Genomic DNA, 12,473 nt, shown 5'->3' with positions numbered 1-12,473 from the left:
GGGGCCGCCGGATCGCCGCCGCTATGCGTGCGGCGACGCTTCTGCGCGGACCCGCCCTGTGGCTGCTGATGGCCGGGGCGCTTGCGCTTGGGCTCCGGGAGGGCGCCGTCTGGTGGGGGCTTGAGACCGACAACCGCACGATCGCCGCGTTGCGGTCCGGCCACGACCTGATCGTCGGCCCGGACGCGGCCGATGCCGTCGCCTATGCGCGCCTCGACTTCCTGCTCTTCCGCGACCGGCTCGACGAGGCCGAACCGTTCGTCGAGCGGCTGGCCCGCTCGCGCGACGACGGACTGGCCGCCGAGGCGCTGCTGGCCGCCGGCAATGCGCGCATGCGGCGCGCCATCGACCTCGTCGAGGCCGGCCGGATCGACGACGCGATCCCGTTCGTGGGTCTCGCCAAGCGGCGCTACATGGAGGGCCTGCGCCGCCGGCCCGGCCACTGGAGCCTGAAATACGATCTGGACGTGGCCATGCGCCTGGTGCGCGACTTTCCCGAACTGGAAGTGACCGGCGACGACGACGTGCCGGCGACCCCGAAGAAGCTCTGGACCGAACTGCCCGGCCTGCCGAAGGGGTTGCCGTGATCGCCGCGCGCCTGGCCGATGTCCGCGGCCTTGCCCTGGCGACGGCGGCCGTCCTCACCGTGGCGGCCCTGTTCCGGCCGACCGCGGAACGGACGCAGCCGCGCTACGACGCCACCGTCGTGGTCGACGTGACCATGAGCATGACCGTTCGCGACATGCAGTTCGGCGGCCGGCCGGCGACGCGGCTGGATGCCGCCAAGCGCCGGCTCGTCGACTTCATCGGCCGGCTCGGCTGCGGGTCGCGGGTCGGCCTCGCCATCTTCAGCGAGCGCAAGCCGTTCCTGCTGTTCGAGCCGGTCGAGACCTGCGCCAATTTTCCCGCTCTCGAAGGCGCCGTGCAGGGTCTCGAATGGCGCATGGCCTGGGAGGGCGACAGCCATATCGCGGCCGGGCTGTTCCGCTCGGTCGAACTCGCCGAGGCGCTCGGCACCAATCTGGTCTTCGTCAGCGACGGTCACGAGGCGCCGCCGCTCAGGCCCGACATACCGTTGCGTTTCGACGGCGAAGCGGGGCGCGTCCGAGGCCTGATCCTCGGCGTCGGCGGGCTGTCGCCGTCCCCGATCCCGAAATACGACGACCGCGGGCGCGAGATCGGCTTTCTCAGCGCCGACGACGTACCGCATGACAATCGCCTTGGGCTGCCGCCGACCGATTCCAGTCTGCGCGAGGGCTACGACGCGCGCAACGCGCCGTTCGGCGGCAACGCGGCGGTCGGGCAGGAGCATCTGTCCGCGCTCAAGGAGGGTCATTTGACCGAACTCGCCGCCATGACCGGCCTCGCCTACGGCCGCCTCGACGAGACCGATGTCATGGCGGCCTTCGCAAGCGCGGCCCGCGCCGAGGTCGCCGCCCGGCCGGTCGACCTGCGTCCCGGCTGTGCGCTCGGCGCCTTCGCGGCCCTGCTGCTCATCCACCTGATTGTGCCGCTCGCCGCCCGTCTCCGCGCCCGGGCGACCCCAACCCGAAGGACCCTGCCATGATCGACCGCCGCCAGTTCGTCCGCGTCACGCTCGCCGCCGCCGGCCTCGCCACCGCCGGCCTCGCCGCGGTTCCGGCCCGTGCCCATGGACCGACCCCACAGAAGATCGCGGAAACCATCCGCATCGCGGCGCCCCCCGATGCCGTCTGGAAGCTCGTCGGCGATTTCGGTGCGATCGCGGTCTGGCATCCCGGCGTCTCCGCCTGCCGCGTCAGCAACGGCAACATGCCCGGTTCGGAACGCGACATCGAACTCGAAAAGGGCGAACTGCGCGAAAGCCTGGACGAATACGATGCCAAGGCCATGCTGATCGCCTGGCGCCTGGCCAAGGAGAATGTCGAGATCTTCCCGGTCTCCTTCTATTCCGCATCGCTCCAGATCCGCCCGGCCGAAGGCGGCTCGGAGGTCGAATGGACGGCGCGCTTCTATCGCGGCGACACGGGCAACTTTCCGTCCGAGACCCTGGACGACCAGGCCGCCATCGCGGCCATGACGAATTTCTACCGGACCGGGCTCGACGGCCTGAAGGCAGCCGCCGAGGGCAAGAAGTGATCCCGGACCGGCCGCCCATCCGGCCGCCCGCCCGGCCGACGCGCCGGTCGCTCCTGGCCGCGGCGCTGGCCCCCTGGCTGACGGCCGCACCGAACCGTACCCTCGCCGCCGGGGCGACGGCCGCGCCGAACCCTGCACTCGCCGCCGGGACGACGGCCGCGCCGAACCGTGTACTCGCCGGCGGGGCGACGGCCGCCCAGGTCTGGGTCACGCTGCAGGAGGAAGGCGCGGTCGAGCGCATCGATGTCGCGGCGGGCCGCGTCCTGGAGCGGGTCGCGGTCGGCAGCAAGCCGGTCGGTGCCGCCCTGACGCCGGACGGGTCCTGCCTCTATGTCGGGCGTCCCGAGGCCGGCGAGGTGGTGGCGATCGAGACCGCGACCGGGCTTCCCTCGCGCCGCATCGCCACCGGCGGGACGCCCTTCGGCCTGCTGCTCTCCGGCGACGGCGGCGCGCTCCATGTGACGGACTGGTCGGGGAATGCGGTGCGGCGCTACCGCTGCGCCGACGGGGCGCCGACCGGCGCGGTCGCGGTCGGCCGCGCGCCGGCCTTCATGGCCTTCGACCGGGCGCGCGGCCGGATCTTCGTCGCGGCCCGCGAGGCCGATCGGATCGACGTCATCGACGGCGCCGGGATGGTCCTCCTCGCCTCGCTTGCCGTCGGCAAGGCCCCGTTCGCGATCACGTTCGACGACCGCTCGGACCGGCTCTACGTGGCGGAGGTGCAAGCCGGCTCGGTTTCGGTGATCGACGCCGGGCGCCTGGAACGCACGGCCGTTCTGCCGGTCGGCCCGCTTCCCTACGGCATCGCCCTGCTGCCCGACCCGGACCGCATCGCGGTGGTCAGCCAGCGCGGCGGTGCGATCGATCTCGTCCCGGTGACGGCGACCGCCGCACCGGCGGCGCGGATCCGGATCGGCCGCTATCCGGAAGGAATCGCCGCCACCGCAGCCGGTCTGGTCGCCGCCAACTGGTTCGACGACTGCCTGTCGGTGGTCGACCCGGCCTCGGGGCGGGAAATCGCCCGGATCGCCACCGGTCGGGGGCCGCGCGTGGTCATTCCGATCTAGAGCACTTCCCGATTGGATGGAATCATCCAATCGAAAAGGAAATTCTGCAATATCAATGGCTTGAGCCGGTCCTTTTCGATCGGATCGTTTCGATCTGACCGGGACAGGCTCTGGGCGTTTGGCCGGGACGGAGGGTTCCCATCCCTCTCCTGAAGCCGAACCGCGCACCGTGTGACCGCGAGGCAAGCATGTGTGTCATGTTGCGTTGATCTCCCGGAGACAAAAGCAACATTTGCGCATGGACGATATCGGATGGTAAAATGAACGAGACTTTATGGATAGGATAAGATTCCATGTCGCACAGGGTCGCGACGAAGAGCGATAATGAGAGTATAATAAGATGGCATTCCACCGCTGGAATGCTTGTCATATCTTTTTGTGCATTTCTTACTGCTTGTGACGACGAGATCGAGAAAGGCAGGGTCGAGACCCGATCGGTGGTTCGGGCGCTGCCGGAGCGCGGCCGCATCTGGATCGACGTGCACGATCGGGTCGATCCCGACCTCTGGCTGGCCAGCCGCGAGGCCGGGCGCGACCTGGCGCCGGCCGATCCGGCCGTGGCGGCGACCGGACATCGGCTCGATGCGGCCGCAGCGGTGTTCATGGAGAAGCCGCGCATGCTGGCCAACCGAACGGTCCAACTGTCCGCCATGCTGGCCGAGATCGGCCTTGCGGAGGCGCCGAGCGCGCTGCTCGAACGGCTGACGGCCGCGCAGCGGCAGATCGGCGGTCGCGGCCTCTATGGCGAGATGTGCCAGCATTATTTCAATGCCCGCAGCCAGGGTCTGCCGCCCGAACGCGCGCTGGCGGTCCGCATCGAACGCGGGAGGGCAGGCCGATGAGTCTCGTGCTGCCGTCCCCCAGCGCGGCCCGGTCCGGCCTCGCCGATCCGGCCGCACCGACCTGCCCGAAGGGCCGCCGCGTCGGGTCCGGCGCGTCCCTGCGCCGCCGGATCGTGATTGCGGTCGTCACCGCCACGGCGCTGACCTTCGCGGCCGCCGCCGTGGTCTTCATCCTCAATGCCCGCCATGCGGTCCGACTGGAGACCGCGCGGGCGCTGGAATCGGCCGAGCGCCTGGTGCGAGAGGCCGCGCGCGATCTGGAAATCTCGTCCTCCAGCGAACCGCGCGCCGCACTCGCCGTGCTCGCGGCAGACATAGCCCGCACCCGCCACGTCTCCTTCGGCGTCACGGACGGCGCCGGCCGCTCGATACCGATCCCGCCCGCGGTCAAGCGTGCACCCGGCTCGGAGGCGGACGACTACGACGACTGGCGGCCCGCACCGGGCTGGTTCCACGACCTGATCGCGCCGGCACCGACGCAGCGTCGGATCGATCTGTTCCGCGGCGTGACCCGGATCGGCGTCGTCATGCTCAGCACCCGCCCGGAGGATGAGGTGGCCGAGGTCTGGGCCGATGCGCTGGCGCTGGGCTTCGTTGCCGTCGGCGGGGCCTGCGCCTTGATGGTGATCCTGATCCTGGTGCTCGGACGCATCCTCCGGCCGATCTCGGAACTCGGCGACGCGCTGCAGTCGCTCGAACGGGCCGACTACACGGTGCGCCTCGAGCATCCGCCGGTCGCCGAACTCGACATTCTGGTGCAGCGCTTCAACCGCCTTGCCGAAGCCCTGCACGAGACCCATTCGGAGAACCGCCGCCTCGCCTCCAGTCTGATCACCGTCCAGGATGACGAGCGTCGCCGGCTGGCGATGGAACTGCACGACGAATTCGGCCCGTGCCTGTTCGGCGTCCGCGCCCATGCCGGTGCCATCCTGCAGGCGGCGGAGGCCGACGGCGGGCCGGGCGGGTCGCGGATCGCGGCCTGCGCGCGCGACATCATGGCCGTCTCGGACAAGCTGCAGGTCGCCAACCGGACGATCCTCGCCGATCTCCAGCCGATGTGCCTCGGTCAGGTGCCGCTCGACGAGCTTCTCGGCGGGCTCGGCGTCACGATCCGCCGCACCGCGCCGGACCTCGCCCTGACCTTCGACCTCGAACTTCCAGGCCGCAGCTACGGCGAGCGTGTCGACTTGACGGTCTACCGCTCGATACAGGAGAGCGTGCTCAACGCCGTGAAGCATGGCAGAGCCTCGTCCGTTCGCGTCGCGGTCGTCGACCGGGCGGGGCTCCTGCTGACGGTCACGGTCGAGGACGACGGTTCCGGCCTGCGCCCCGGTGCGCCGCCGGGCTACGGCCTGGCCGGCATGCGCGATCGGATCCACGCGATCGGCGGATCGCTCGACATCGCCGACTTGGCCGGCGGCGGCACGCGCGTCCGGGCGCGCATTCCCCTGGAACCGGGCCCGCCGCTCGGACGGTCGGCCGGCGGAGGTGAGAGATGACCAAGGTGCTGGTGGTCGACGACCATCCGATCGTCCTGCAGGGCTGTCGTCGCGTGATCGAGGATATCGGCGCCTGCGACGTGCGCGAGGCCGCGACGCTGGTTTCCGCCTATCGCAACTTCCACAGGCTGAAGCCGGACCTGGTCATCGTCGATCTCGGCATGCAGGGACGCAGCCTCGGCGGCATCGAACTGATCCGCCGGCTCCGGCTGGACGAGCGCAAGTTCGGCATTCTGGTCTTCTCGATGCATGGCGACCCGATCGTGGTGCGCCGGGCGCTCGATGCCGGCGCCAACGGCTATCTGCTCAAGGACAGCGAGCCGGGCGATCTCCGCGAGGCTATCCTGAAAGTCCGCTCCGGCCAGACCTATCTGGCCCATGCCCTGGCGCTGGAGGTCGCCATGCTCGGGACGCGCAAGAAACGCGACCCGATCGACGATCTGACCAATCGCGAAATTCAGGTTTTGACCTTGCTATCGGAAGGGCATCAATACGGCCAGATCGCCGATGAACTTGAGGTCAGCTACAAGACTGTCGCCAATACATGTTCGCATATCAAGTCGAAATTGGGCGTGACCACACTGCCGCAACTGGTGCGGCTCGCCGTCAAATGGCTCGGGCAGACCGAGAACCGCCCCGAGGCGAGCCGGGTTCTTGCCGGTTCGCGGCGGGGGTGAGGAGGAGACGGGAATGAAGCAGTGGATGGGGTGTCGTCTGGCAGCGGCGGCTGGCGTGGCCGCGCTCGCGCTGACGTTGGTCTCGACCGGAACCCGGGGCGAAACGCTGGTCGAAGCCCGCCAGAGGCTGATGGTCGCGGTCGTCAAGGCGACCAAGGTGATGCGCGAGATGGCGCAGGGCAAGGCGAAGCTCGATCCCGATCTCGTCAAGGACAGCGTCCGCACGGTCTCCGAGGCGACGGCCGTTCTGCCGAACCTGTTCCCGGAGGGGTCGCAGGCCGAGACTTCCGCCGCCCTGCCGGCCCTCTGGCAGAACAAGGAGGATTTCGACGCGCGGCTCGACGAGATGAACCGCAGCGCCATCCTTCTGGTCTTCGCCGCCCGCCAGGGCGACGGCGCCTTCCGCTACGCCTTCGATCAGTACCAGCAGGTCTGCCAGGGCTGCCACGCCAAGTACCGCAAGCCGGAATGACCTCTTCGAACCGAGCTCGCCGTCCGGCCCGGCCGGGCCGGGCGCGACGGCGGGTTGGAAGAACTTCCCGCATGGTCTGCAAGCCTTGCCGGTATCGCCCTGCTTTTGCCGCCCCTAGCATCCGTGGCGGCGCATCCGTGGAGGCGTCTCGGGTCGACGGGGATCGCGGTCCTCCGGCCCGACAGACGAAATCCCGGGCGAAAACCCGGGCGAAAACCCGAGCGATCGGCAGGGAGGTCAAGGGCGTGACGATTCTGGTCGTGGAAGACGATCCGGACATCTCATCTCTGCTGCGCCGTGGTTTGGCGGCCTGCGGCGACGAGGTCGTCTCCGTCGATCTTGGCGCCAAGGCGCTGGACATGGTCCAATCCGTCGATCCGGTCGCGATCGTGCTGGATGTCGGATTGCCCGACATGTCGGGTCTCGTCGTCTGCGAAGCGGCCCGGCGGGCGGACTATCGCGGCCCGATCATCTTCCTCAGCGCCAGCACTTCGGTGGCCGATCGCGTTGCCGGGCTCAATGCGGGCGGCGACGACTATCTGGTCAAGCCGTTCGCGATGGACGAACTGATCGCGCGCATCGAAGTCCGCCTGCGGATCGCCGATGCCGGCGCCGCACCCCGTTCAACCCGGCTGCGCTTCGAAACCGTTTCGCTCGACCCCGCGACCCGCATCGTCTCGACCCCCAACGGGACCGTCGTGCTGACCGAACGCGAAACGGCCCTGTTGTCCGCCTTGATGACCGCGAAGGAGGCCGTGATCTCGCGCCAGTCGCTCTACGAGGCCGTCTGGACGCAGAACGAGTCGGCGTCGTTGAATGTCGTCGATGTCTATATGGGCTACCTGCGCCACAAGCTGGCCCTCCTCGGCTACGGCCATCAAAGCCTGATCGCCACCATTCGCGGACGCGGCTTTCAGTTGCGCAGCCCGCACCGCGGGCCCGAGACGATGGCGCCCGGCACGACCCTCGCCTCCTAGAGTCTGTCCCGGTCAGATCGAACCGATCCGACCGAAAAGGACCGGCTCAAGCCATTGACTCTGGAGCATTTCCTTATCGATTGGATGATTCCATCCAATCGGGAAATGCTCTGGAGCCTCACCCGGGATGCCGCGGCACAGGAACGTCCGGGGGCTGCCAGTCTTGCGCCGCCTTGGCAGGGCCGTTCCGCCGGTTCGGCAGCGCGAATCGTTCCATCCGCGCGCGACATCTTGGGGGCATCGCCTCAAGGGGGCCGAGCCGATACCGCCCACTCGCCCCCCAATCAGACGGGATTCAACGGACCCTCAGCGGCGCGCATCGGACAACAAGCTGATGGAACCCCGCCGATTACCGCCAATTTTTGGGTTCTTGCGCACGGTGTCGGACGAGACGATGGTGCCCAGGCCGGACTCGAACCAGTTAATTATCTAATTGTTTTCTTTGATTTTTTTATCTCTGATTTTTCACTGGCACCCCCAAATATACCCCCTATCTCGATTGTATCCCCCGAAGGGCACAGCGGATTGTCGCCGCCACCTCGCGTTCGATTTTTCTTCGCAAATGCCAGCTTCAGGACTGCAGCCTTTGTTTCAGTTCACGGGTCAAAAAAAGCGCATGCTGAACATCCTGAGACAGACTGTGCAGATTTCGCAGAGGTTTTGTATGGGCTATATCATTACGAAGCAATCGAAGTGAATTTGTATTCGCCAATCGAAGGTTCCCAAGCAACCCGAGAGAGCTTATTCCTTTGAGAATTGACAGCTTTAACCCAAAACCCATCTCTAAAATTAATGAGCCGCCACCATCGGGACCGTAAGCTTTGACTCTTGATTTATTGAATTCATCGAGAAGGCGCACTGAATTATTTGAAATCAGGCGATCCCAATTCGCTTCCGGACCGCCAAACTTCTCGATTGTCTGGCCGACAGAGTCTTCGAGGTCCAGTAAAGCTGCAAATAGGGCTAAACGAACGGGAAGCCTCGCCAAATCATGAACCGTTACCAACCCAACGACTTGTCTACTTTTTTCATCACAGATCAGATGCATCCGCTGCTGACGGCGAGTGACAATGTACTCAATTATAGACATAGACAAAGGCAAGGGTCGGGCCGCCGCGCGATCCATTTGGCTGCCGACAGACAAATTCATGTCGATTTTATTTCGACGATCAAGGATGCCAAAAAATGTGGCAGTGTTTGATTTGCGATCTGCCCCACCAATAACAGGTAACGCATCAAAGATTGCGGGAACTCCATAGAAAGCTTCTCGGACTGTTTCATTCAAAAGCGCATTTCGAAACTGAATTCTTTCTGTCATGATGTCCTTAAGTGAGAGTTTTTGCTGAAATACACTATGATCATTCTCTTTATACGAAAGAATAACTTCTTCAATGCTGTCCATTTTCCGCCGAGAGCCACTTCTCTTTTCCTGCATTTTAATGCCCGCATCCCTAAGATTTTCCAATGCCCGCTGAACTGCTACCCGCTGAAGACCTTTCAGGACCGCGCACCTCAAGCCGCCCACTTCGCCGACAACAACTCCGCCTGTCGCAGCACCGTCCGGATCGCCGCGTCCTGCAGGTCCGGCGGATAGCCGTGCTTGCGGAGGATCCGCTTCACGAGCACGCGCATCTTCGCGCGTGCGCTCTCGCGGTGATGCCAGTCGACCGTGGCGCCACCCTTGAGGCCGACCAGCAATTCGTGCGCGATGACCTTCAGGCTGTCGTTGCCCATGACTTCGACCGCGCTCTCGTTCTCGGCGAGCGCGTCGTAGAAGGCGACTTCCTCCGGGGATAGGCCTTCCTCTTCGCCGCGGCGGTGGGCGGCGCGGACGTCCTTGGCCAGGGCGATCAGTTCCTGCAGGACTTCGACCGTCGTCAGGGCGTTGCCGTGGTAGCGGGCGATGGCGGCTTCGAGGCGTTCGGAGAAGCGCTTGGTCTCGACGACGTTGGATTTCCCGCGCGACCGGATCTCGTCGTTGAGCAGCTTGCGCAGGGCTTCGAGGGCGAGGTTCTTCGCCCCCATCTGTTGCACTTCGGCGAGGAACTCGTCGGAAAGGACGGAGAGGTTCGGCGTCTCCAGGCCGGCGGCCTTCAGGACGTCGACGATCTCCGTCGAGAGGACGGCGCGATCGAGCAACTGCTGAATGGCAAAATCCTTGACGGTCTTGGACGTCCCGGAGCCTTCCGCGGATTTGACCAGGACGACTCGGACGGTCTGGAAGAAGGCGACCTCTTCGCGGATGGCGCGGGCGTAGTCGCTCGAAGCGGCGAGCGCGTTGGCCTTCGACAGTGCGACCACGGCGTCCTGATAGCGGCGGAGTTCGCGCTTCCGGCTGTCGTCGTCCTTCGCCGCCCGCGCCGCCTCGTGCTGTCGCGCTAGGATCCATTCGACCGCGGCGGCGAGGATCGCCAGTCGGTCCTGCGGGGTTCCGGCGAGGCCGCCCCGGTAATCGAAGCCGTGGTACATGTCGCGAACGATCTCGTACCGCTCGATCAGCACTTCGACCGCCTTGGCGTCGTCGATGCCGGTCTCGCGCTGATCGGAGGCGGTGTAGCGACCGAGCGCGCTCTTCAGGCTCTGGGCGATGCCGATATAGTCGACCACGAGGCCGGCCGGCTTGTCCCGGAAGACGCGGTTGACGCGGGCGATGGCCTGCATGAGCCCGTGGCCCTTCATCGGCTTGTCGACATACATCGTGTGCATCGACGGGGCGTCGAAGCCGGTCAGCCACATGTCGCGCACGATCACGAGCTTCAGCGGGTCGGCCGGGTCCTTGGCGCGCTTGGCGAGGAGGTCGCGGCGCGCCTTGCCGCCGATGTGCCTCTGCCACCCGACCGGGTCGGACGCCGCGCCGGTCATCACGATCTTGATCGTGCCCGCCGCGTCGTCGTCGGAATGCCAGTCCGGGCGGAGCGCGACGATCTTGTCGTAGAGCGCCACGCAGATACGCCGGCTCATGCAGACGATCATGCCCTTGCCGTCGAGCGCGGCGAGGCGGTCTTCGAAGTGGCGGACGAGATCCTCCGCGATCAGGGCGAGGCGTTTCTCGGTGCCGACGAGCTTTTCGACCGTCGCCCATTCGCGCTTCGTCTTCTCCTGCTCGGTGCCGTCGAGTTCCTCGGTGACCTCTTCGAGCTCGTCGTCGATGCGCGGCTTCTCGTCCTCGGCCAGTTCGATGCGTGCGAGCCGGCTCTCGTAGTAGATCGGCACCGTGGCGCCGTCCTCGACCGCCCGGGAGATGTCGTAGACGTCGATGTAGTTGCCGAAGACGGCGGGCGTGTTGACGTCCTCGGCCTCGATCGGGGTGCCGGTGAAGCCGATGAACGAGGCGTTGGGCAGGGCGTCGCGGAGGTACTTGGCGAAGCCGTAGGAGATGGCGCCGGTCTTCTGTTCGATCCGCGCGCTGAAGCCGTATTGGCTGCGGTGGGCCTCGTCGGCGATGACGACTATGTTGGCCCGGTTCGACAGGCGCGGAAACACGGTCGCCCCCGTTGCCGGCGCGAATTTCTGGATGGTCGTGAAGATCACGCCGCCCGAGGCGCGATCGAGCGCCTCCTTCAAGGCCTCGCGGCTTTCGACGTGGATCGGCGTCTGCCGGAGCAGGTCGCGGCAAGCGGAGAAAGTCGCGAAGAGTTGGTCGTCGAGATCGTTCCGGTCGGTCAGGACCACGATGGTCGGGTTCTGCATCTCCGGGTGTCGCACAAGACAACCGGCATAGAAGGTCATCAGGTAGCTCTTGCCCGAGCCCTGGGTGTGCCAGATAACGCCGATCCGCCGGTCGCCCGGGGCGTGGTCGTCGATGCCCTGTAGGCCATAGGCGGCCGGATCCTCGCGAAAGCCGAAGCCGTAGGCGTCGGCCGGCTTGCCCTGGTTGCTCGCCAGGGCGTGCAAGGTCGAGCGGACCGCCTTGGCGACTGCATGGAACTGATGGTAGCCGGCGACGATCTTGGCGAGGCCGTGCGGCGCTTCGGCGAAGACCGTGAAATCGCGCAGCAGGGCCAGAAAGCGAGCCGGCTCGAACAGGCCGTCGAGTAGGGTGTCCAGTTCGGGCCGGCCCTTGGGCAAGACCGTGGCGCCGTCCGCGGTGCGCCAGGGCATGAAGCGCTCGAAATCGGCCGTCAGCGATCCGACCCGGGCGGTCATGCCGTCGGAGGCGACGAGCAGAGCGTTGGTGCGGAACAGCGACGGGATCTCGGCCTTGTAGGTCTGCAGCTGGGCATGGGCCGCCTCGACCGTGCCGCCCTCGGCGCCCGGTGCCTTCAGCTCGATGACGGCGAGCGGCAGGCCGTTGACGAAGAGCACGATGTCGGGGCGGCGTTCGCGGCCCGCCTCGATGACGGTGAACTGGCGCGCGGCGAGGAGATCGTTCGCGGCGAGATTACCGAAGTCGACGAGGCGGACGAAGTCGCCGCGGATCGCGCCGTCGGCGCCGCGATATTCGACCGGTACGCCGTCGACGATCAGCCTGTGCAGGCGGCGGTTCTCCTCGACGAGACCGGGGAACCCCCGCGCGGAGATCTTGCGCAGGGCGTCGGCGAGGGCGTCGACCGGCAGGGCGGGGTTCAGCCGCGCGACGGCGGCGCGCAGGCGGGCGAGGAGAAGCACGTCCGAATAGGCTTCCCGCTCGGGCGCCGAGCCGTCGGGTCCGATCACCGCTTCCGTCCCGGCCGCGTAGCCGAGCGCGACGAGGCGGTCGAGGGCGAGGTCTTCCACCGCGGTCTCGGAGAGGAAGGCCATCAGGGCCGTCCTCTCGGTGGGGCTTGTGGATCATCCGTGCGCGACAAACCGATTTGTGGATCATGAAGGGCGGTTTCATGA

The 12,473-nt window shown here is 66.6% G+C and carries 11 protein-coding genes; 9 read left to right on the top strand and 2 right to left on the bottom strand.

The genetic code is table 11. The features are described from left to right. Nucleotides 1–23 precede the first annotated feature (23 nt). The 9 genes from ABB55_RS18505 (at nucleotide 24) to ABB55_RS18465 (ending at nucleotide 7,652) form a co-directional block, all read left to right on the top strand. Entirely contained in the window at nucleotides 24–587 is a 564-nt protein-coding gene (locus ABB55_RS18505; protein ID WP_054360119.1) for a hypothetical protein, read from the top strand. After that, entirely contained in the window at nucleotides 584–1,567 is a 984-nt protein-coding gene (locus ABB55_RS18500) for a vWA domain-containing protein (RefSeq protein WP_152982099.1), read from the top strand. Before ABB55_RS18505 ends, ABB55_RS18500 begins: the two co-directional genes overlap by 4 nt. Beyond that, nucleotides 1,564–2,118 carry an SRPBCC family protein gene (locus ABB55_RS18495; protein ID WP_054360117.1) on the top strand — a complete coding sequence of 185 codons (555 nt, stop codon included), beginning with the start codon at nucleotides 1,564–1,566 and terminating at the stop codon, nucleotides 2,116–2,118. Before ABB55_RS18500 ends, ABB55_RS18495 begins: the two co-directional genes overlap by 4 nt. Next, the gene (locus tag ABB55_RS18490) at nucleotides 2,115–3,185 is read left to right on the top strand and encodes a YncE family protein (protein ID WP_054360116.1); all 1,071 of its coding nucleotides are present in this window, start codon (nucleotides 2,115–2,117) and stop codon (nucleotides 3,183–3,185) included. The genes ABB55_RS18495 and ABB55_RS18490 overlap by 4 nt, the downstream gene beginning before the upstream one ends. A gap of 437 nt (nucleotides 3,186–3,622) precedes the next feature. Beyond that, nucleotides 3,623–4,027, top strand: coding sequence for a hypothetical protein (locus ABB55_RS18485; RefSeq protein WP_054360115.1), 405 nt, complete (start codon nucleotides 3,623–3,625; stop codon nucleotides 4,025–4,027). Next, nucleotides 4,024–5,526, top strand: coding sequence for an ATP-binding protein (locus ABB55_RS18480; protein WP_054360114.1), 1,503 nt, complete (start codon nucleotides 4,024–4,026; stop codon nucleotides 5,524–5,526). The genes ABB55_RS18485 and ABB55_RS18480 overlap by 4 nt, the downstream gene beginning before the upstream one ends. After that, the gene (locus tag ABB55_RS18475; RefSeq protein ID WP_054360113.1) at nucleotides 5,523–6,203 is read left to right on the top strand and encodes a response regulator transcription factor; all 681 of its coding nucleotides are present in this window, start codon (nucleotides 5,523–5,525) and stop codon (nucleotides 6,201–6,203) included. Before ABB55_RS18480 ends, ABB55_RS18475 begins: the two co-directional genes overlap by 4 nt. A gap of 13 nt (nucleotides 6,204–6,216) precedes the next feature. After that, entirely contained in the window at nucleotides 6,217–6,675 is a 459-nt protein-coding gene (locus ABB55_RS18470) for a c-type cytochrome (RefSeq protein ID WP_083463739.1), read from the top strand. A gap of 71 nt (nucleotides 6,676–6,746) precedes the next feature. Beyond that, nucleotides 6,747–7,652 carry a response regulator transcription factor gene (locus tag ABB55_RS18465; protein ID WP_244472073.1) on the top strand — a complete coding sequence of 302 codons (906 nt, stop codon included), beginning with the start codon at nucleotides 6,747–6,749 and terminating at the stop codon, nucleotides 7,650–7,652. A 571-nt stretch (nucleotides 7,653–8,223) separates the two neighbouring features. On the opposite strand, the gene ABB55_RS29865 is transcribed toward ABB55_RS18465, so the two are convergent. Continuing rightward, on the bottom strand, nucleotides 8,224–9,054 hold the full coding sequence (locus ABB55_RS29865; RefSeq protein ID WP_152982098.1) for a hypothetical protein: 831 nt from the start codon (nucleotides 9,052–9,054) through the stop codon (nucleotides 8,224–8,226). A gap of 110 nt (nucleotides 9,055–9,164) precedes the next feature. After that, complete coding sequence (locus ABB55_RS18460) at nucleotides 9,165–12,392, bottom strand: type I restriction endonuclease subunit R (RefSeq protein WP_054360110.1); 3,228 nt, start codon at nucleotides 12,390–12,392, stop codon at nucleotides 9,165–9,167. Nucleotides 12,393–12,473 lie beyond the last annotated feature (81 nt).

Origin of the sequence: Prosthecodimorpha hirschii, from assembly GCF_001305515.1 — a bacterium.
GTDB classification, from domain to species: Bacteria; Pseudomonadota; Alphaproteobacteria; order Rhizobiales; family Ancalomicrobiaceae; genus Prosthecodimorpha; species Prosthecodimorpha hirschii.
The sequence above is the reverse complement of the archived record's forward strand: the minus strand, read 5'-3'. Positions and strand labels throughout refer to the sequence as shown.